This window comes from Enterobacter cloacae complex sp. HYC074_NIDB (assembly GCF_056673345.1).
This window is the reverse complement of record NZ_CP114214.1, coordinates 1116221-1137130: the sequence shown is the minus strand read 5'-3', so window position 1 is coordinate 1137130 and position 20910 is coordinate 1116221. Positions and strand designations below refer to the sequence as shown.

The following is a 20910-nucleotide window of genomic DNA, read 5'->3' as shown; positions in this document are numbered from 1 at the left end:
ACATACATTTATGAATGTATGTACCATAGCATGACGATAATATAAACGCAGCAATGGGTTTTTAGACTCAGGACCCTTGATCAATTTGAAATCGGACACTCGAGGTTTACTTATGAACAAAAACAGAGGGTTAACGCCTCTGGCGGTCGTTCTGATGCTCTCAGGCAGCTTAGCGCTTACAGGATGTGACGACAAAGAGGCTCAACAAGGAGCTCAGCAGGTGCCAGAAGTTGGCGTCGTGACGCTCAAATCCGAACCTCTCCAGATGACAACAGAACTACCGGGCCGCACCAGCGCCTATCGCATTGCGGAAGTGCGTCCGCAGGTAAGCGGTATCATCCTGAAACGTAACTTCACCGAAGGCGGTGATGTCAAGGCAGGTGAGTCTCTGTATCAGATTGATCCAGCAACCTACCAGGCGTCTTATGAGAGCGCTAAAGGCGATCTGGCGAAAGCAGAAGCGGCAGCCAAAATTTCGCAGCTGACGTTGAATCGTTACAAGAAGCTGCTCGGCACGCAGTACATCAGCCAACAGGATTATGATTCAGCCCTGGCCGATGCGCAGCAAGCCAACGCGGCCGTTGTGGCGGCGAAAGCGGCGGTAGAAACCGCGCGTATTAACCTGGCCTACACCAAAGTGACCTCCCCTATCAGCGGTCGCATTGGTAAATCTGCCGTCACCGAAGGTGCACTGGTGCAAAACGGTCAGACCAACGCACTGGCCACCGTGCAGCAGCTTGACCCGATCTATGTTGACGTTACCCAGTCCAGCAACGATTTCCTGCGTCTCAAACAGGAGCTGGCAAGCGGTCAACTGAAACAGGAAAACGGTAAAGCCAAGGTTGAACTGGTTACCAACGACGGTATCGAGTTCTCGCAGACCGGTACACTGGAATTTTCTGATGTGACCGTCGATCAGACCACCGGCTCAATCACCATCCGGGCCATTTTCCCGAATCCGGATAAAACCCTGCTGCCGGGTATGTTCGTACGCGCCCGTCTTGAGGAAGGGACTAACCCAAGCGCCATTCTGGTTCCTCAGCAGGGTGTGACCCGTACGCCACGCGGCGATGCGAGCGCGCTGGTTGTGGGTGCCGATAACAAAGTCGAAATGCGCAATATCACTGCAACGCAGGCGATTGGCGATAAGTGGCTGGTGACGGAAGGTCTGAAAGATGGCGATCGCGTGATTATTACTGGTTTGCAAAAAGTTCGTCCTGGCGCGCAGGTCAAAGCGCAGGAAGTGAAATCTGACGACAAACAACAAGCGTCGGCCGCTGGCCAGTCAGAACAAACCAAGTCTTAACTTAAACAGGAGCCGTTAAGACATGCCTAATTTCTTTATCGATCGCCCCATATTTGCGTGGGTGATCGCCATTATCATCATGCTGGCCGGGGGACTTGCGATCCTGAATCTGCCTGTTGCGCAATATCCAACGATTGCGCCACCGGCAGTAACGATCTCCGCAACCTACCCGGGCGCTGATGCGAAAACGGTGCAGGATACCGTTACGCAGGTTATCGAACAGAACATGAACGGTATCGATAACCTGATGTACATGTCCTCAAACAGTGACTCAACCGGTACGGTTCAGATCACCCTGACCTTTGAATCCGGTACGGATGCGGACATTGCGCAGGTTCAGGTGCAGAACAAATTGCAGCTGGCGATGCCTCTGCTGCCGCAGGAAGTACAACAGCAGGGCGTGAGCGTCGAGAAATCGTCCAGTAGCTTCCTGATGGTTGTCGGCGTGATCAACACCAACGGCACCATGACGCAGGAGGATATTTCCGACTACGTGGGCGCCAACATGAAGGACGCCATCAGCCGTACGTCAGGTGTGGGTGACGTTCAGCTGTTTGGTTCCCAGTACGCCATGCGTATCTGGATGGATCCGAATAAACTGAACAACTTCCAGCTGACGCCGGTTGACGTGATTAACGCCATTAAAGCGCAGAACGCCCAGGTGGCAGCCGGTCAGTTAGGCGGTACGCCGCCGGTCAAGGGCCAGCAGCTTAACGCCTCGATCATCGCGCAAACCCGTCTGACCTCCGCGGATGAGTTCAGCAAAATTCTGCTGAAAGTGAATCAGGACGGTTCGCAGGTTCGCCTGCGTGACGTAGCGAAAGTGGAGCTGGGCGGCGAGAACTACGACGTTATCGCGAAGTTCAACGGCAAGCCGGCATCTGGTCTGGGTATCAAACTGGCGACCGGCGCTAACGCCCTGGACACCGCGACGGCTATTCGTGCAGAGCTGAAGAAGATGGAACCGTTCTTCCCGTCAGGTCTGAAAATCGTTTATCCGTATGACACTACGCCGTTCGTAAAAATTTCGATTCACGAAGTGGTAAAAACCCTGGTTGAGGCGATCATCCTCGTCTTCCTGGTAATGTACCTGTTCCTGCAAAACTTCCGCGCGACGCTGATCCCAACCATCGCCGTACCGGTTGTATTGCTTGGGACCTTCGCGGTTCTGGCGATATTTGGCTACTCGATAAACACCCTGACGATGTTCGGGATGGTGCTCGCCATCGGCCTGCTGGTGGATGACGCCATCGTGGTGGTCGAAAACGTCGAGCGTGTGATGGCGGAAGAAGGCCTGCCGCCGAAGGAAGCAACCCGTAAATCTATGGGCCAGATCCAGGGCGCGCTGGTCGGTATCGCGATGGTACTGTCCGCGGTGTTTATCCCGATGGCCTTCTTTGGCGGCTCTACCGGTGCGATTTACCGTCAGTTCTCCATCACCATCGTTTCGGCGATGGCGCTGTCGGTACTGGTTGCACTGATCCTGACGCCAGCCCTGTGCGCGACGATGCTGAAGCCGATTCAGAAAGGCGGACACGGCGAGCATAAAGGGTTCTTCGGCTGGTTCAACCGCATGTTTGATAAGAGCACGCACCACTACACCGACAGCGTGGGTAACATCCTGCGCAGCACCGGTCGTTACCTGCTGCTCTATATCATCATCGTGGTGGGGATGGCATTCCTGTTCGTTCGTCTGCCAAGCTCGTTCCTGCCAGATGAAGACCAGGGCGTGTTCCTGAGTATGGCGCAGCTTCCGGCCGGTGCGACGCAAGAGCGTACGCAGAAAGTGCTGGATGAGATGACCGACTACTTCCTGACCAAAGAGAAAGACAACGTCGAATCCGTGTTTGCGGTTAACGGCTTTGGCTTCGCGGGTCGTGGTCAGAACACCGGTATCGCCTTCGTTTCTCTGAAAGACTGGTCTGAACGTCCAGGTGCAGAGAACAAGGTAGAAGCCATTACCGGCCGCGCGATGGGCACCTTCTCACAGATTAAAGATGCGATGGTCTTCGCCTTTAACCTGCCAGCGATTGTTGAACTGGGTACGGCGACCGGCTTCGACTTCCAGCTGATTGACCAGGGCGGTCTGGGCCACGAAAAACTGACGCAGGCGCGTAACCAGCTGTTTGGCGAGGTGGCAAAACACCCTGACCTGCTGGTGGGCGTACGTCCTAACGGTCTGGAAGATACGCCGCAGTACAAGATCGATATCGACCAGGAAAAAGCGCAGGCGCTGGGTGTTTCCATCAGTGACATTAATACCACGCTGGGCGCCGCCTGGGGCGGTAGCTACGTTAACGACTTCATCGACCGTGGTCGCGTGAAGAAAGTGTACGTGATGTCCGAAGCGCAATACCGCATGCTGCCGAACGATATCAACAACTGGTACGTTCGCGGTAGCGATGGCCAGATGGTGCCGTTCTCCGCCTTCTCAACCTCGCGCTGGGAATACGGTTCGCCGCGTCTGGAGCGTTATAACGGCTTGCCATCGATGGAAATCCTCGGTCAGGCAGCGCCAGGCCGAAGCACCGGTGAAGCCATGAACCTGATGGAAGAACTGGCCAGCAAACTACCTGCGGGTATCGGCTACGACTGGACCGGCATGTCCTATCAGGAACGTCTGTCCGGTAACCAGGCCCCTGCCCTGTACGCCATTTCTCTGATTGTGGTGTTCCTGTGTCTGGCGGCATTGTATGAGAGCTGGTCGATTCCGTTCTCCGTTATGCTGGTGGTTCCGCTGGGGGTTATCGGTGCACTGCTTGCCGCGACCTTCCGTGGGCTGACCAACGACGTTTACTTCCAGGTGGGCCTGCTGACAACCATTGGCTTGTCGGCGAAGAACGCGATACTCATCGTCGAATTCGCCAAAGATCTGATGGAGAAAGAAGGAAAAGGCCTGATTGAAGCCACGCTGGAAGCCGTTCGTATGCGTTTGCGTCCAATCCTGATGACGTCCCTGGCGTTTATCCTCGGCGTTATGCCGCTGGTTATCAGCTCCGGCGCGGGCTCCGGCGCACAGAACGCGGTAGGTACGGGTGTAATGGGTGGTATGGTCACGGCGACCGTTCTCGCCATCTTCTTCGTACCGGTGTTCTTCGTGGTGGTTCGTCGCCGCTTCAGCCGCAAAAATGAAGATGTTGAGCACAATCATTCGGTAGAACATCACTGATACCGGTTTCACATGATAAAAAGGCCGCATTTGCGGCCTTTTTCATTTTCAGAAAAAATCATAAAATAGACCTATTGCTTTTCTATTTATTTTCTTCTTTTTAAATGAGGCCTGGCATAATAGGCCGATAACTTACACCAGAGACTCAGCCTTCTTTTATTATCATTTTGCGGCGTAAATTATTCGGACTATTCCTAAGTAACGGAAATTATCTGAAGATATCTGGTTTCGGACTTCACATGAAACTTTGCGCTAACTCAATGAATTTTAAGGAACCGATAAAAAACGGTTTTTTATTTGATTAACGTGGTTGCTGCAAAAGGTACATTTGCGTAAAGGCTCGCACAGTAACGATTTAATTGTAATTTTTCGTAATAGCGCGGTGAAATCTTGATCAGAGTGGCTTATAGTTAGAGTTATCAGGAACACAGCTCCCATGTGGCTAAGCAAGTTGTATCCATCCCGACATGATGTTCGGTGAGTAAAAAATCACTCAGAAGGGGATGCGCTATGGACGAGTACTCGCCAAAAAGGCATGATATCGCGCAGTTGAAATTTCTCTGCGAATCCTTGTACCATGACTGCCTTGCCAATCTTGAAGAAAGTAACCATGGCTGGGTGAACGATCCAACGTCTGCTATCAATTTACAGCTTAACGAGCTGATCGAGCATATCGCCACCTTCGCACTTAATTATAAAATTAAGTACAATGAAGATAATAAGTTGATAGAGCAAATTGATGAATACCTGGACGACACCTTTATGTTGTTCAGCAGCTACGGCATTAACGCACAGGATTTGCAGAAATGGCGTAAATCAGGAAACCGCCTATTTCGCTGCTTCACTAATGTCAGCAGAGCTAATCCGGTTAGTCTTTCCTGTTAAAATTATTACAATTACTAAGGTGAATTTATGTCTGATAAACCATTAACAAAAGTCGATTATTTGATGCGCCTGCGACGCTGCCAGTCAATTGACACCCTCGAACGTGTTATTGAAAAAAATAAATACGAGCTCTCTGATAATGAACTGGCGGTATTTTATTCAGCTGCCGACCATCGTCTGGCTGAACTAACCATGAATAAACTGTATGACAAGATCCCCTCTTCGGTATGGAAATTTGTTCGTTAATCGTTGAAGAGAGACTGTAAAGGCATTACGCCCGTTGTTAAGCTGAATTTACCTTTCGAATTACGCTTCAAGTGCAAACGCCAGGTTCCCGTATAAAACGTATTTATGCGCATAAATGTTGTGACTCCCGTCACAGCCGCTTTTAGGGAACGTTCCCTTTCTGGTTAATCCTCTTTACGCTGCGTAAAACGATTCCAGAGAGGTTCCCATGAGTGAAGAAAAACAGAAGATGATTGCAGGTGAATATTACCGCCCTGGCGATGACACGCTGAGGGCTGACCGTTTACGCGCGCGTCATCTTGTTCACCGCTATAACCATACCGCACCCGATGAGAAGGCCGAACGTCGCGCCTTATTAGCTGACCTGCTGGGCCAAAGCGAAGGCGCCTATATAGAACCGAGCTTCCGCTGCGACTACGGGTATAACATCTATCTGGGCAAAAATTTTTATGCCAACTTTGACTGCGTCATGCTGGATGTCTGCCCTGTCCGCATTGGCGATAACTGTATGCTTGCGCCGGGGGTGCACATTTATACGGCCACGCATCCTCTGGATGCGACCGAACGTAACAGCGGGCTGGAGTACGGTAAACCGGTCACCATTGGTGATAACGTCTGGATCGGCGGACGTGCGATCATTAACCCGGGCGTAACCATTGGCGATAATGCGGTTATCGCTTCCGGCGCGGTAGTGACCAAAGACGTGCCGGCCAATGCTGTCGTGGGCGGCAATCCGGCGAAAATCATTAAAATGCTCTAAGCGCATCCTGAGTAACTGTTATGCTTTTTCCTGGCATAACTGTTACTTTCATCGCGTAAACCCCTCTCATAAAATAAGCAGATCACCTGTATTTTCAACAATCATAAAGGCAAAAAATGACAGAGATACAGCGCCTGCTTACCGCCACCATCGACGATCTCAATACTCGCGAAAAGCGCGACAATCGCCCGCGCTTTAGCATCAGCTTTATTCGCAAACACCCCGGGTTGTTCGTCGCCATGTACGCCGCCTGGCTGGCAACGCTTATCGTCATGCTGAAGTCTGAAACGCTGGTCGATTCCGTCTGGCTGCTGGTAGTGCTGTTCGTGGTGTTTAACGCGTTTTTCTTTTTCGACGTCAATCCGCGTTACCGGTATGAAGATATCGACGTACTCGATTTCCGCGTGTGCTACAACGGGGAGTGGTACAACACGCGTTACGTGCCGAAGGAGCTGATCGACAGCATCCTGCACTCGCCGGCTGTCGAAGCCGGGCAAAAAGAGAAGTTGCAGAAAATGGTCACCACCAAGGGCCAGCTCTCTTTTTATGATGTCTTTACCCTTTCCCGCCCCACTGCTGCGTAATTAACGCCTGAAGACGTCGGATACCCGGCGCAAACTGCGAAGCAGAGGTATTGCCGTAACCTAAAACCAGACCGGTTTGCCCCTGCTTCGTCTCAAGGTAATATCCGCTCAGCGCAGCGGGTGCCAGCTGAAACGCTCTTGCCTGCTCCACCAGCCGCTGGTCGTCGATACCGTCAATCGCCAGCGCCAGGTGCATCCCTCCTTCTCCGGCAAGAACGCGATGCGGCGTATGAAGCTCTGCGCTTAGCACCTCTCGCAGTTGGCGGTATCGCTTACGATAAAGTCGGCGCATGGCGGCAAGATGTCGCGCATAGTGGCCTTCCTCAATAAACAGCGCCAGGGTGCGCTGTTCAGCGCGATGCCCGCCGCGCAGCAGCGAGCCGATGGCGGGACGTGCCGCCTTCGCCAGCGCTGGCGGTAACACCATGAACCCCATTCGGAGCGACGGAAACAGCGTTTTGCTGAACGTCCCCAGATACACAACGGGCGCGTTGTTGACCATACCCAGCATCGCCGGGACGGGCTCACCGGTATAACGGAATTCGCTGTCGTAATCGTCCTCAATGATCCACGCGTTGTGCTGCCGGGCCAGTTCCAGCAGCGCCAGACGCCGCCGCGCGCTGAGTACGCTTCCGTAAGGGAACTGATGCGATGGCGAGGTAAAAATCAGCGTGGGTGAAGGCGCACACAGCCCTTCCCAGCACATCCCTTCGTCATCCACCGGTATGCCGGTCATCGCCAGACCGGTTTTGACAAAAGCGCTTTTGGCGCCGCTATAGCCGGGATTTTCCACCCAGGCGACATCCCCCGGCTCGCTTAACAGCATTGTGCACAGATTGACGCCCTCCAGCGCCCCTTCGGTTATCACTATCTGGCTGGCGTCACAGTCAATGCCGCGGGAGAGCGCAAGATGGCGGGCAATGGCGGCCCGTAGCGACGGCTCGCCGGCAGGGTCGCCATACCCTAACAGGGCGCTTCCCTCCTCGCGCAGGACGCGATCGTACAACCGCCGCCACAGCGGCAAGGGGAAATAGTTGATGGCAGGCGTTCCCGGCGTAAACGCCATCACCGGAGTGTCACGCGGCACAGGCGCGGGCAGCCGGGCGACACGTTTTGTCAGACTGACGTCCGGGTCCGGTAATGTCCGGGCAATCGTACGAGGAGCGAATTGCCCCACCCGCGTGCCCTGGCGGCTACGCAGCAAATAACCTTCGAGCGTGAGCTGGTCCAGCGCCGCGTTGACGGTATTTCGGGACACCGAGATCTGATGCGCCAGCGTTCGTGAACCGGGCAAATGGCTGCCGGAACGAAGCCTTCCGCACAGTATGGCCTCCCGCAAAGCAAGATAGAGCGCGCGCTGGAGCGTCTCTGTCCCACGTTTTTTCAGCGCAGCATGGAGCAAGGTGTATAGCTCATCACCCGGTATATTCATCATTCCTCCTCGTGGTACCAGAAAAACATAACCTGGTGGTTCTTTTTAAGGAACCAGCAATTCATTAATCTGGAGATCTTCTTAACATCATGGAAATAAAGATGAATACATTCAATGAGTTTGGTCAACCTGTAGGGGAAAGCCTTATCGACTGGCAGCCTCGGCCGCACCCGTCCCGGGTGGTACTTCAGGGTCGCTATTGTCGGCTTGAGCCGCTGCGCATGGAGCATGCCCACGCGTTGTTCTCTGCGTATTCCGTGGCCGGAGATACCCGAAGCTGGACGTGGCTGCTGCGTGAGCCCGATGCCACCGCAGAGGAGATTGCCGAATGGGTGGCGAGCGTAAGCGAATTAGCCGATCCCATCCACTTTACCGTTATCGATAACCAGACCCAGTCTCCTGTCGGGACGCTGTCCCTGATGCGGATCGATCCTAAAAACGGCGTCGTGGAAGTGGGACATGTTCACTTCTCGTCACTGTTAAGCCGCACGCCCATGTCGACAGAAGCGCAGTATCTGCTGATGCGGTACGTGTTCGATACCCTGGGCTACCGGCGTTATGAATGGAAGTGCAATAGCCTGAACGAACCCTCCCGCAAAGCGGCCCTGCGTCTTGGCTTTCAGTTTGAAGGGCGTTTTCGCCAGGCGCTGGTCATTAAAGGCCGAAACCGGGACACCGACTGGTTTTCAATTCTCGACAAAGAGTGGCCAGCGCTGGCGAGCGCCTTTGAAAGCTGGCTTGCCACCGACAATTTTACTGCCGATGGCAAACAGAAAAGATCCCTGGAAAGCTGGCGAGAAACGCGCGTCTAGCGCCTTTTTTTACGCCCCTGCACCGCCTTAAAGCGCGGGTTAGATTTGCAAATCACGTATAAGCGTCCCTTGCGTTTGACTATCTGGCAATCCGGGTGACGCTGTTTTGCACTGCGCAATGAGTTAAGCACCTGCATGATTAGCCTCGCTTCGCATCAAGAAAGCCGCCAAAACGCTTGCGGAAGCGTGCCGCGCTGCCATCTGTCGAGAAGGTCTTCTGCTTCCCGGTGTAAAACGGATGTGATTTAGAGGAGACATCAAGAGTAACGTAAGGATACGTTTTCCCCTCAAGCTCAATTTCACGATCTGTCTTAATCGTTGAGCCAACTTTAAAATATTCATTAGCCGTGGTGTCGTGAAACACAACGGTGCGATAGGTTGGATGGATATTCGGTTTCATCTCTGGCCTTCATGTATTGTTATAACATAACAAAATACTATCTGAGCTTTGCTGCAAAAACAACCCCTGTGACGCGCAGCCTGTTTTTGAAAGGTTTATTCAGATACCTGCCTGAGACGGTTGCATGCTATAACTATATCATTTACCGATAAAAACTTTTTCCTCTGGCGCGCAAACTCCAGGCCCGGGGCGGGCATATGGGAAGGATAAAACAGCATGCGAACCCGACATCTGGTCAGCCTGGTGACAGGCGTACTGATCTTCTCTGTGCTGGTCCCTGTGTGCCTCAGTATCTGGCTGGCGCATCGTCAGGCTGAGGAGAAATTTGTGGACGCGCTGGACAGCTATGCCTCGCGTGTCCTGATCCGTACCGACAGAGTCGTTGCGCAGGCAAAACAGGCGCTCACGCACCTACAGACATTCCACGCCCCGCCCTGCACTCCCCCGCATTTACGCGAAATGCGCCGGGTCGCGTTCTCATGGCGCTATATCCAGGAAGTGATGTATATCGATAACCTGAAACCGCTCTGCTCATCGCTTGAACAATCCAGTGATACGGCGATCTTACCGCCCCCAATGCGGATCACCGAAGATGGTTATAGCGCGTGGCTCACCTCGCAAAACGACCTCGGCATTCAGCGTTATATGGCCGTTCTCGGGAAAGGACATTATCTGGTAATGGTCGATCCGGCGTCGCTTGTGGATGTTGTTCCGTTTGGTGAAATCTCAATGGATGCCGCCCTGGTGGGCAGCTCAACCCATCATATATTTGCCAGAAGCAATGTTCTAGACCCGTATATTCTCTCTGTCGTTAAGGAGCAGCAGGACGTTACGCGCGTGCAATACAACGGCTCAATGTACGTGATGAAACCTGTACCCGAACTGGGGTTTACGGTGATCGCTTGGGCGTCGTTAAAACCGCTGGCGGCTTCCTGGCACCAGCAACTGATCATCTGGCTACCGGCTGGCATACTGCTAAGCCTGGTTGCTGCCCTTATTGTCCTGCGCATTCTCCGCCGTTTGCTGTCCCCGCGTCACCGCCTGATCGACGCGATCAACAACCGGGAGATCGAGGTTCACTACCAGCCCATCGTGGCGCTGTGTAGTGGAAAACTGGTGGGTGCTGAAGCGCTGATGCGCTGGCCGCAGCCAGATGGCAGTAACCTGTCGCCTAATCTCTTTGTTCCGCTGGCTGAGCAGACAGGGCTTATTTCAACGCTGACGCGGCTAGTGGTAAATGAGGTATTTGAGGATCTAGGCGCCTGGCTACACCATCACCCGGAACTGCATATTTCTGTCAACCTTGCGCCATCGGATTTAACGTCCCCCGAGCTGCCTCGCCAGCTGAGTCAGTTGCTCAACAAATGGGGCGTCCACCCGCGCCAGATCGCCCTTGAATTAACCGAGCGCGGGTTTGCCGATCCTGCCGTCAGCGTACCTGCTATCGCTGCATTTCGCCGCGCCGGGCACGCTATCTACATTGATGATTTTGGCACGGGTTACTCCAGCCTGAGCTATTTGCAGGATCTGGATGTCGATACTCTGAAGATTGATAAATCCTTTGTGGATGCGCTGGAGTACAAGCACGTGACTCCCCACATCATCGAAATGGCCAAATCGCTTAAACTGGCGATGGTCGCAGAAGGCATTGAAACTGAAGGGCAGATCGAATGGTTGCATCGCCACGGCGTGCAGTACGGCCAGGGCTGGTATTTCAGCAAGGCGCTGCCTAAAGAGGATTTCATTCTCTGGGCCGCGCACAACCTCAGGAAATAAACCGATTGTGCGGTGTTACGTGCGGCCACGGCAGTGGCCGCACGTTTCGGCTCAGCCGTTCTGCTGCCAGCTAAACGTGTAGCGCAGCCGGCGGTTTTGCAGAATGAAGGCCGGGGCTACGCTCGGGCTCCATGAGTCGTCCCCCCCTACGCCCATGTGAAACGCATCAAGATTCAACCAGCAGCCAGCCTCTTCCCGCAGCAAGTGCTGATGCGTTGTCTCATGCAGCTGCCGCTGGCTATAACGGCTCAGGGAGAAATGGAACTGTCCCTGCAACTGATGGGAGCCAAACGTCAGCTCGCGGGTGTCGCAGCGCAAACCGTTCTCCGTCGGGAAGATATACGGCGTCTGCATCTCTTCCAGCGGTAACGCCCAGCGCCCCTGCTGCGCCGCCAGTTTTCTGTCCGGATAGTTTTCCAGCGGGCCTAGTCCCAGCCAGCGCACCGTTTCCGGGATATCCGCCAGCATAACGCTCAGGCCCACGCGAGCGGGCTCAGGAATGTCAGACGCCACCGTCACCTGCACATCACCGTGCAGCACCCCGTGGTCATCAATCCGCCAGACCTTGCAGCTCATAAATAGCGCTTTACCCTGATGCTCCCAGACGTGCTGCGTGGTCACCACCACCTCACGGTTATGCTGCTCCGCTTCACACTGGAGGAGGCGCGCGGACATCTCATACATCCCTGCCGCTTTCCAGCGTTCCACCCACGCGTTCGGATCGATGCGGGTCGCCTCGCTGACGCCAATGTCATTGTCCAGCGGCGCGCGGGTGAAGTTATCCGTTAGCGGAGAACGGAGCGTTTCAGCGCCCTCGTTCCACCACTGGGTCAAGTTTCCGGTGAGACGGCTAAACTGCCAGCGCTGCTGCTGATGAGTAATGTCCAGCGCCTCGTCCTGCACCGTTAGCTGCGGAGGGGTTCCGCCTGCTTTCGGTGGCGCAAGGTACAGCGGCGCCGGGAGCGGCCACTGATCCCAGGCACAACGGTGGCCGGGCGGCGACCACGGCGTGGCCTGCGGCTGAACGATCTCCACGTTGAGCCAGACCTCGCCCGGCTCAGCGACAAGTTCAGGCAGCGGGATCTCAACGTGCTGCGTCCCCTCGGGCGCAACAGAAAGGGGGGTTTCGCCGGAAGCCAGTACCGCACCGTCACGCGCCACCGACCATCGCAGATACTCGTTGTCAGTATGACGGAACAGATAATCGCTCTGGATCTCGACGACCAGCGGAGCGGTGCTCACCAGCGTAAAGGTAAAGAACTGCTGGGCACGCTGCGCCTCGTAAAGGGCGGGATGCGGAGTGCGATCGGGAAACACCAGTCCGTTGAGGCAGAACTGACGGTCGTTGGGCTTATCGCCAAAATCGCCGCCGTAGGCCCAGAATACCGTGCCGTCTTCCGCTTTTTTCGTCAGCGCCTGATCGACCCAGTCCCAGACAAAGCCGCCCTGCAACCGGGGATGGCTGCGGAATGCTTGCCAGTAGCTGGCAAAGCCGCCAAAGCTGTTGCCCATCGCGTGGGCATACTCGCACAGGATCACCGGACGGGTTTCGTCCGGCATACCAATCCACTTTTTAATCGACCACTTTGGCACCGCCGGGAACGGCTGATCCTGATCGACGCGAGCGTACATCGGGCAGACAATATCGGTTGCCGCCGTACTGGCGCCGCCGCCTTCATACTGCACCGGCCGCGTGGGATCGGTGGTTTTCAGCCAGCGGTACAGCGCATCGTGATTCGCCCCATGCCCGGACTCATTCCCCAGGGACCAGATGATGATGGACGGATGATTCCGGTCCCGCTGCACCATACGCGTTACGCGTTCGCTCATGGCAGGCAGCCAGCGCGGATCGTCCGCCAGGCGGCTCATTGGCACCATGCCATGGGTTTCAATATTCGCCTCATCAACCACGTACAGGCCGTAGCGATCGCAAAGCGTGTACCACAGAGGATGGTTCGGATAATGCGAGCAGCGCACGGCGTTTAAGTTATGCTGCTTCATCAGTTCGATGTCGCGGCGCATGGTCGCCTCATCCATCACCTGCCCCTTCTCAGGATGATGTTCGTGACGGTTCACGCCGCGGATCAGCAGCGGTTTGCCGTTAAGCTTCAGCTGGCCGTTGCTGATTTCGACGCGTCTGAAACCGACATCGCAGGCTTCAGTCTCCAGCACGTTACCCTGCGCATCCCGAAGCGATATTGTCAGCCGATAGCATTCCGGTGTTTCAGCGCTCCATAGCGCAGGAGCGTTCACGGGTATCGCCACCCTAAGCCGTTCTGCCCAACTGCCGCGTTCGTCCACGATGGCCGATCCGGGCTGCTGCGTGGTTTGCGCGCAGGCTTCGCCGTTACGCCACAGGGTAAACGCCACCTCGCATTCGGCGTAGCGTGTGCCTTCCAGCGCAACGTCAACCCGGAGTATCGCCCGATCGCATTCGGCATTCAGATCGGTCACGATCTGATAATCGGCAATTCGCGTTTCCGGCTTGTGCAGCAGCGAGACGTCACGGAAAATGCCACTCATCCGCCACATGTCCTGATCTTCCAGATAGCTTCCGTCGCACCAGCGTAACACCATCACCGCCAGGCGGTTCTGCCCCGGTCGCAGCACCGCGCTGAGATCGAACTCCGCAGGCAGACGGCTGTCCTGCGAATAGCCCATCCACTGGCCGTTACACCACAGATGAAAAGCTGAATTCACCCCGTCAAAAATAATGCGGGTTTGCCCGCTGCACATCCAGGCGTCATCCATCTCAAATGTGAGCGAGTAACAACCGGTTGGGTTTTCAACCGGAACATAGGGCGGGTTCACATTTATCGGATAGGTGACGTTGGTATAGATGGGAGTATCAAATCCCTGCATCTGCCAGTTCGACGGCACGGGCATCTCAACGGCATCAGCCAGATCGTCCGTTATCCATGCCTCCGGAACCTGCTCTGGCGCCGAGAAAAAGCTGAATCGCCAGATGCCGTTAAGCAGACGCTTGCTCCGCGAAGGCTTATCCTCGCGGGCGAAGGTTTCATCGCGCCAGCTATGAAAAAGCGCGTGTGCGGCCAGACGATTCCACTGCGTCACACCCGGGTTTTCCCAGTCACGACGCGCCAGAAGTGCGCTGAGAGTCAGCGGCAATGTAGAAGACATATCAACCTCTTTGCGAAGCGCTCACAATTTTAGCCAACATGCCCTGGTAAACGGTAGCGGTAAAGACTTTGATCGTCACCAGGCGAGCACGATCACAAAAGTGCTAGCTGCGCGCCAGTTTCTCCGCCAGCAGCGCCAGCGTTCTGAGCTGTTGCGCAAGATCTTCACGATCGGCCTGCTGTGCGGCGCGCGGCGCGGTGGAATGACGCACGATCAACGTAACGGGAAGTTGTTCCTGCCTGCGTTCGTGGTGATGGGCAGGTGCCATCAGCCACTCCACGCTGCGCTCACCGGCCTCGCGGAACGCCTGCCGAACGGTGGTGAGCGGAGGTGAAAACCACGCGCTGTCAGCCGTATCATCAAACCCGACAACCGAGATCTGCCCCGGTACCGCAACGCCTTTTTCCGCACAGGCGCGTAAAACGCCAAGCGCCATCTGATCGTTAGCGACGAGGATCGCCTCCGGCAGCTGCGCGCCCGCCAGGAGCTGATGCCCTTTCTCATAGCCCGAAGCCGCGCTCCAGTCGCCCTGCGCCACCGCAAACGCCTCCACGTCGGCCTGAGCCAGCGTGGTTTTCCATCCCGCCAGACGAGCCCGGGCAGAGACAGAACTTTCCGGCCCGGCGAGCAGCGCAATTCGCTGGTGCCCCAGCGAAAGCAGATGCTCTGCCCCCAGGGCAGCGCCCTGTTCGGCATTGAAAACGAGACTGTTAACCCGAGCTGTGGGGGACACATCGAGAAAAAGAACCGGGGTCGGCGAGGCCATTTCCTGAAGCATTTCTGCCAGGGCATCTTCCAGCGGAACGTTCACCAGCAGCGCCTCTACGCGCTGCGCCAGTAATTCCTGCAAAGCAGCCTGACACTGCGCGGGTTGCTCCACCATGGAGATGAGTACGCTAGCCCCCTGCTCCACTGCCCGGGATTTTACAGCTGAGGCGATTTGCGACGGCGCATGTAGCGCCAGATCGCTGGTCATCAGCCCCAGCGTACGGGTGCGTTTCCCGGCCAGCAGCTGCGCGCCACGGTTGGGCACATAGTGTAGCGCCGCCATGGCCTGCCGGACCTTTTCCCGCGTACGGGCAGAAACGTGTTCCGCGTCGTTAATCACCCGGGAAACGGTCTGATAAGAAACGCCTGCCACGCGGGCAACGTCATAAAGAGTGATCGCTTTCATACATTCTGGCGTCGTGAAAAGAGAAGTCTCTATTCTGACACAGTTACGCCATCATAGCCTGTGAGCGCTTCGCAAAATTAAACAATCCGCTCCGGCTGTGCAGCTTTCTGAATGCGCGGTCTCTGGCGAAACCACGGCAAACAGAGCTGGATCAGCGGGCCGATGGTTAATGCATACAGCACGGTTCCAACGCCAAACGCTCCCCCGAGGAGGTAGCCGACGATCAACACAGTCACCTCGATCGCGGTACGCACGCTGCGGATCGACCAGCCCAGCCGGGCGTGTATGCCGGTCATCAGGCCGTCGCGCGGGCCTGCGCCAAAACCCGCGCCGATATACATCCCGGTGGCAAGGGCGTTAACCACAATGCCGGAAACCAGCAGGGTGATGCGCACGGGCAGCGAGGTGAGCTCAGGGATCAGCGCCATTGACGCATCTGCCGCCAGACCAATACAAATCACATTACTGATAGTGCCCAGCCCCGGCAGCTGACGCAGCGGGATCCACAGCAGCAGCACCGCGGCCCCGGTTAAAATAATCACCGTACCGATGCTCATCCCGGTCTGGATGGCGACGCCAAGGTGAAAGACATCCCAAGGGTCGACACCCAGATCCGAACGAATAAACATCGCGGTTGAAAGCCCGTACAGGCCTAAACCGACATAAAGTTGTACCAGACGACGTACCATTTTCTCTTCTCCGAAGAACCAGGTTCCATCTTCGGTGAAAATGGCACTATGATTAATGTCCAGTTTTCAAATAGTGGACTGCACATGTCATCACGTCGTTTTGGAAGCCAGTCTCTGGTACGCCTGTTAGGGCACTGGCAGCAAGCCTCTTCCCGTACCCCGCTGTGGCGCCAGCTGGCTGACGCGTTACGCCTGTTGATTCTGGATGGCAGGCTGGCGCTAAACACGCGCCTGCCCGGAGAGCGGGAGCTGGCCACCGCACTGAGCGTAAGCCGCACCACCATCAGCAGCGCGCTGGCGCATCTGCGGGAAGAAGGTTATCTGGAGAGCCGTCACGGCAGCGGTTCGCGGGCGATCCTGCCAGACAGCCGCGCCGTGCCCACGCTTTCCACAGCCAGTGCGGCGCTGGATCTCTCAACCGCCGCGCTCAACGCGGGGCCAGAGATCCACCATGCCTACGCCCACGCGCTGACGGCCATCACGCCGAATCTGGCGCTGACCGGGTACGATCAGCTTGGGCTTCCGGCGCTGCGTGAAGCTATCGCCGCCCGCTACACCGCACGCGGTCTGCCCACCCGGGCAGATGAAGTGATGGTGGTGAACGGCGCCGTCAGCGGCTTTGCCCTGATCTTAAGAATGATGACCGGTCCCGGGGATCGCGTGGTGGTGGATCATCCCACTTACCCGCTGGCAATAGCCGCCATTCAGGGAGCACTATGCCGGCCCGTGGGCGTCTCGCTGCCTGAAACGGGTTGGGATACCGACGGTTTTGCCGCAACGCTCGCCCAGACCGCCCCGCGTCTGGCCTATCTGATGCCGGATTTTCATAATCCGACCGGGCGTTGCATGGATGCCGCGACGCGCCAGACCATAACCGACATCGCCGCGCAAACCCGCACCACGCTGGTGGTGGATGAAACCATGGTCGATCTCTGGTTCGATGCTCCCCCGCCGCCGCTGGCCGCCTTTAACCCGGAGGCCGCGGTGATGACGCAGGGTTCCGCAGGCAAAAGTTTCTGGGGTGGGCTGCGTCTCGGCTGGATCCGCGCCTCGTCCCGCACTATCGCCACGCTCGCGCAGACGCGCGACACGCTGGATCTGGGTTCTCCGGTGCTGGAACAACTGGCCACGCTGTGGCTTATCGAAAACAGTGAAACCTTCCTGCCTGCCCGGCGGGAAATGCTGGCAGAACGTCGCGACCGCTGCGGCCAGATGCTGCGGGAACATTTCCCCGAATGGCGGTTTCAGGAAGCGGAGGGAGGGCTCTCATACTGGATTGAATTACCCGGCATGCTGGCGACGCAGCTGGCGGCACGCGCCGAGACGACAGGCATCATTATGGGCACCGGCACGCGCTTTGGGCTTTCAGGCGCGTTTGACCGCTATCTGCGAATGCCCTTCTCACTCAGTCCGCCAGAACTTGAAGAGGCATTATTGCGGATCAAACCGCTGTGGCGTGCGTTAAATAAAAGTGTAGCGCCAGTAAAACGGAGCCTGGTGTAAATTATTCGCCAGAAACAATAAAAACTGCTGACTGTAACGCATGCAGTCAGCAGTTTTCATGAAGAACAGCTTAATGTTGAGGAGGAATCGGGAAGCCTTTCAGCGAAATAATGAAATTATCCCCTTCTTTCTTTATTTTTGCACCGGTATCACACCAGTCAGACGCAATTCGAAAGAACTCATCACTTCCTACATTCCAGCCAAGACGAACATGTTTCACGTAGCCGGAACGTAACAGATTGCAGGCCTCGTTGTAGTCACTGGCAGTCGATAGTTGTTGTTTCATTTTCTCTTCTTCAGAAGTTTACGTAGTGCTTTGATTTCTTTAGGAGTAAATGGAGTTACGCTCTCTTCTTCCGTATGCTGATTATCAACATCCTCTTCCGATACTCCCGCCTCTTCTACTGCTTCAAATGCCAGCAGCAGCAGTTTCTCTGTGGTCACGCTTAAATTCTCATTATTGTCTTCCGCATAGTGGCGAAGTCTTTCTTTTAGCGCTTCATCAATTTTAACGTTTAAAACCGCAGTAACCATGATTGTCACATCCTTTCGGAACACGTGTTTAATTTAATACACGAAGATAAGTTTGTTATCCAGATATATATTTTTTAGCTTATGACAGAATAAAGGCATCCGAAAATAAAATGACAGTCTATTATTACAGGTTTATGACATTATTATTTCAGTTAAATGAAGGCTGTATTACAGAAAATACAATAGTCACATAATTTAGAAGGTTTATTCAGGGGAACAACTGAGAGGTTCACAAATGGGTGGGGGCCCTGCCAGCTACATCCCGGCACCCACGTCGTCTGCCCTGGCTGCTTCCTTCCGGACCTGACCTGGTGAACAGAGTAGCGTTGCGGGAGAACCAACAGAGCCCCCATTGAGAGCGTTGATAACCAACGCGCTGGCGCATTATCCCTGTGGAGCACCTCAATTGCAAGCCGCTGGGAACCGTATGCTGGATTATTGCGCAAACTGCCCCGACAATCTTCTTTATCTTCGTATAACATTACCCTTCGCTGATTTCCCGCAGGAGAAACAATGGACGAACATGACACTTTCCCACAGCGAGTGTGGCAAATCGTGGCTTCGATTCCGGAAGGCTGTGTCACGACCTATGGGGAAGTCGCCCGGCTGGCGGGTTCTCCGCGCGCGGCGCGTCAGGTTGGAGGCGTGCTGAGAAGGCTACCGGAGGGAAGCACGTTACCGTGGCACCGGGTCGTCAATCGCCATGGTGCCATTTCCCTCACCGGGCCAGACTTGCAGCGCCAGCGTCAGGCATTACTCTCAGAAGGGGTGCAGGTGTCCGGGGCAGGACAGATTGATATGCAGAAGTATCGCTGGGAGTACTGACGCCCTCTCCCGTCAACATGGAGAGGGCGAAGGAAAATTACATCTGTGTTGGGGGTGTAGGCAGAGTCGGCTGATTGGTTTGCGTTGCAACAGGCACTTCAGTTTGCTGCACCGGTACCAGGGTCAGGTCGATTTTAGTGCCGCCTTTGTTGACCGCTTCCTGTACGGTATCGGTGATAAAGACCAGCTTATCGTTGATCGTTACCGCCGCGCTCAGGAGGATACGCGCGTTAGGCTGGACGTCAGACGGGTTGTACGGCAGCACGAAGCTGAACGGCGCCTGTTTACCCTCTGTACGAACTGCACGCTGTGCAAGGACTTTAGACGGTGCATCCGCCAGAGACGCATCGGATAACGTGACCGTTAAAACCGCGTCCGGCGGCAGAGCGACTTTCTGTTTGATCCAGATGGTACCGGACACGTTAGGCTGTCGAATAGCTTGCTGTGAAAGGGTGTTAATCCCGTTTGGGGTCGCCGTTGGTACCGCTACATCGGCACTCTTATCCGCACAGGCGGACAATGCCACCGCCATTGCAACACCGCTTAACATAGGCACGAGTTTCATTGAAGTCTCCTTATCATCAATGCACCGGCGGGATCGATCCCATCCGATGTCGTTTTATTCACATAACGTAAACAAGTGTGGCACAAATCACGGATTTATGCCTAATTTTGCCCAGGTATTAAGATTATTCTACCCATCGGACCACTATCGTTTCTGCGTTATACTCAGCGTATCTTTCGCCACGGCGTTTATTGAGGACCACTATGAGTCAGGCACTGAACAATCTGCTGACATTGCTTAACCTGGAAAAAATAGAAGAAGGGCTATTTCGCGGACAGAGCGAAGATTTAGGCTTACGCCAGGTTTTTGGCGGCCAGGTCGTGGGGCAAGCGCTGTATGCCGCCAAGGAGACCGTCCCGGCAGACCGTCTGGTGCACTCGTTTCACAGCTACTTTTTACGCCCAGGCGACAGCGCTAAACCGATTGTGTACGACGTGGAAGTTCTGCGTGACGGTCAAAGCTTCAGCGCTCGCCGTGTGGCGGCCATCCAGCATGGGAAACCCATCTTCTACATGACCGCCTCGTTCCAGGCGCCAGAGCCGGGCTATGAACATCAAAAAAAGATGCCGCCTGCCCCGTCGCCGGACGATCTGAAATCGGAAACCGAAATAGCCCGCGCACTCGCGCATCTGTTGCCGCCGCAGGTAAAAGAGAAGTTTCTGTGCGATAAACCGCTGGAGATCCGCCCGGTCGAATTTCATAACCCAATGAAGGGGCATACTGCTGAGCCCACCCGCCAGGTGTGGATCCGCGCCAACGGCAGCGTACCCGCAGACTTGCGCGTGCATCAGTATCTGCTGGGTTATGCGTCGGATTTCAACTTCCTGCCGGTTGCGCTACAGCCGCACGGTGTGGGCTTCCTCGAAAAAGGGATGCAGGTAGCCACAATTGACCATTCCATGTGGTTCCATCGTCCTTTCGATATGAACGAGTGGCTGCTTTACAGCGTGGAAAGTACCTCTGCGTCCAGCGCGCGCGGTTTTGTTCGCGGGGAATTTTACACCCAGGATGGTGTGCTGGTGGCTTCTACCGTGCAGGAAGGTGTGATGCGTAATCGCGGGTGAGGTAAAAAGCCCGGTGGCTATTCTTACCGGGCCTGCAAATTACGC

At 55.4% G+C, this 20910-nt stretch carries 20 protein-coding genes and 1 other RNA gene; 11 read left to right on the top strand and 10 right to left on the bottom strand.

Going from position 1 to position 20910, the window contains the following annotated elements; genetic code table 11:
* The first annotated feature begins 112 nt into the window (after positions 1–112).
* From acrA to O1724_RS05440, 6 genes are all read left to right on the top strand, one after another.
* On the top strand, positions 113–1306 hold the full coding sequence (gene acrA, locus O1724_RS05465; protein ID WP_022650498.1) for a multidrug efflux RND transporter periplasmic adaptor subunit AcrA: 1194 nt from the start codon (positions 113–115) through the stop codon (positions 1304–1306).
* A gap of 22 nt (positions 1307–1328) precedes the next feature.
* Positions 1329–4475 carry a multidrug efflux RND transporter permease subunit AcrB gene (gene acrB / locus O1724_RS05460; RefSeq protein WP_126297068.1) on the top strand — a complete coding sequence of 1049 codons (3147 nt, stop codon included), beginning with the start codon at positions 1329–1331 and terminating at the stop codon, positions 4473–4475.
* A 510-nt stretch (positions 4476–4985) separates the two neighbouring features.
* Positions 4986–5360, top strand: coding sequence for an Hha toxicity modulator TomB (gene tomB / locus O1724_RS05455; protein WP_006809850.1), 375 nt, complete (start codon positions 4986–4988; stop codon positions 5358–5360).
* A gap of 27 nt (positions 5361–5387) precedes the next feature.
* Positions 5388–5606 carry an HHA domain-containing protein gene (locus tag O1724_RS05450; RefSeq protein ID WP_015571250.1) on the top strand — a complete coding sequence of 73 codons (219 nt, stop codon included), beginning with the start codon at positions 5388–5390 and terminating at the stop codon, positions 5604–5606.
* Positions 5607–5814: 208 nt separating this feature from the next.
* Positions 5815–6366, top strand: a complete 552-nt coding sequence (gene maa, locus O1724_RS05445) for a maltose O-acetyltransferase (RefSeq protein WP_022650496.1) — start codon at positions 5815–5817, stop codon at positions 6364–6366.
* A gap of 116 nt (positions 6367–6482) precedes the next feature.
* Positions 6483–6950: a YlaC family protein gene (locus O1724_RS05440; protein WP_022650495.1), complete on the top strand. Its 468-nt coding sequence runs from the start codon at positions 6483–6485 to the stop codon at positions 6948–6950.
* Here the strand turns inward: O1724_RS05440 and pdxR are convergent.
* Positions 6922–8382, bottom strand: coding sequence for a MocR-like pyridoxine biosynthesis transcription factor PdxR (gene pdxR, locus O1724_RS05435; protein WP_126297086.1), 1461 nt, complete (start codon positions 8380–8382; stop codon positions 6922–6924). The genes O1724_RS05440 and pdxR overlap by 29 nt on opposite strands.
* Positions 8383–8483: 101 nt before the next feature.
* On the opposite strand from pdxR, the gene O1724_RS05430 reads away from it, so the two are divergent.
* The gene (locus tag O1724_RS05430; protein ID WP_126297069.1) at positions 8484–9194 is read left to right on the top strand and encodes a GNAT family N-acetyltransferase; all 711 of its coding nucleotides are present in this window, start codon (positions 8484–8486) and stop codon (positions 9192–9194) included.
* On the opposite strand, the gene ykgO is transcribed toward O1724_RS05430, so the two are convergent.
* Positions 9191–9331 carry a type B 50S ribosomal protein L36 gene (gene ykgO / locus O1724_RS05425; RefSeq protein WP_003859006.1) on the bottom strand — a complete coding sequence of 47 codons (141 nt, stop codon included), beginning with the start codon at positions 9329–9331 and terminating at the stop codon, positions 9191–9193. The genes O1724_RS05430 and ykgO overlap by 4 nt on opposite strands.
* Positions 9332–9333: 2 nt before the next feature.
* Positions 9334–9594 carry a type B 50S ribosomal protein L31 gene (locus O1724_RS05420; RefSeq protein WP_015571255.1) on the bottom strand — a complete coding sequence of 87 codons (261 nt, stop codon included), beginning with the start codon at positions 9592–9594 and terminating at the stop codon, positions 9334–9336.
* Positions 9595–9810: 216 nt separating this feature from the next.
* On the opposite strand from O1724_RS05420, the gene O1724_RS05415 reads away from it, so the two are divergent.
* Positions 9811–11370 carry an EAL domain-containing protein gene (locus tag O1724_RS05415; RefSeq protein WP_023315534.1) on the top strand — a complete coding sequence of 520 codons (1560 nt, stop codon included), beginning with the start codon at positions 9811–9813 and terminating at the stop codon, positions 11368–11370.
* A 51-nt stretch (positions 11371–11421) separates the two neighbouring features.
* On the opposite strand, the gene O1724_RS05410 is transcribed toward O1724_RS05415, so the two are convergent.
* From O1724_RS05410 to yczE, 3 genes are all read right to left on the bottom strand, one after another.
* On the bottom strand, positions 11422–14511 hold the full coding sequence (locus O1724_RS05410; protein WP_479983923.1) for a beta-galactosidase: 3090 nt from the start codon (positions 14509–14511) through the stop codon (positions 11422–11424).
* Positions 14512–14614: 103 nt separating this feature from the next.
* Positions 14615–15685, bottom strand: a complete 1071-nt coding sequence (locus O1724_RS05405) for a LacI family DNA-binding transcriptional regulator (RefSeq protein WP_126297070.1) — start codon at positions 15683–15685, stop codon at positions 14615–14617.
* Between the two features lie 77 nt (positions 15686–15762).
* The gene (gene yczE / locus O1724_RS05400; RefSeq protein ID WP_023324239.1) at positions 15763–16374 is read right to left on the bottom strand and encodes a membrane protein YczE; all 612 of its coding nucleotides are present in this window, start codon (positions 16372–16374) and stop codon (positions 15763–15765) included.
* 84 nt (positions 16375–16458) lie between these two features.
* On the opposite strand from yczE, the gene yczR reads away from it, so the two are divergent.
* Entirely contained in the window at positions 16459–17877 is a 1419-nt protein-coding gene (gene yczR, locus O1724_RS05395) for a MocR-like transcription factor YczR (protein ID WP_414539487.1), read from the top strand.
* A 70-nt stretch (positions 17878–17947) separates the two neighbouring features.
* On the opposite strand, the gene O1724_RS05390 is transcribed toward yczR, so the two are convergent.
* From O1724_RS05390 to ffs, 3 genes are all read right to left on the bottom strand, one after another.
* Positions 17948–18163 carry a hypothetical protein gene (locus tag O1724_RS05390; RefSeq protein WP_015571263.1) on the bottom strand — a complete coding sequence of 72 codons (216 nt, stop codon included), beginning with the start codon at positions 18161–18163 and terminating at the stop codon, positions 17948–17950.
* On the bottom strand, positions 18160–18411 hold the full coding sequence (locus tag O1724_RS05385; RefSeq protein WP_006809862.1) for a hypothetical protein: 252 nt from the start codon (positions 18409–18411) through the stop codon (positions 18160–18162). The genes O1724_RS05390 and O1724_RS05385 overlap by 4 nt, the downstream gene beginning before the upstream one ends.
* 246 nt (positions 18412–18657) lie before the next feature.
* An RNA gene (gene ffs / locus O1724_RS05380) (signal recognition particle sRNA small type) lies at positions 18658–18754 on the bottom strand.
* Positions 18755–18924: 170 nt separating this feature from the next.
* Here ffs and O1724_RS05375 point away from each other — a divergent pair.
* Complete coding sequence (locus tag O1724_RS05375) at positions 18925–19236, top strand: MGMT family protein (RefSeq protein ID WP_003859016.1); 312 nt, start codon at positions 18925–18927, stop codon at positions 19234–19236.
* Between the two features lie 37 nt (positions 19237–19273).
* Here the strand turns inward: O1724_RS05375 and O1724_RS05370 are convergent, their stop codons facing one another.
* Positions 19274–19801, bottom strand: coding sequence for a YbaY family lipoprotein (locus tag O1724_RS05370; protein WP_003859018.1), 528 nt, complete (start codon positions 19799–19801; stop codon positions 19274–19276).
* A gap of 203 nt (positions 19802–20004) precedes the next feature.
* On the opposite strand from O1724_RS05370, the gene tesB reads away from it, so the two are divergent.
* Positions 20005–20865, top strand: coding sequence for an acyl-CoA thioesterase II (tesB, locus tag O1724_RS05365; protein WP_058675319.1), 861 nt, complete (start codon positions 20005–20007; stop codon positions 20863–20865).
* Positions 20866–20910: the final 45 nt, after the last annotated feature.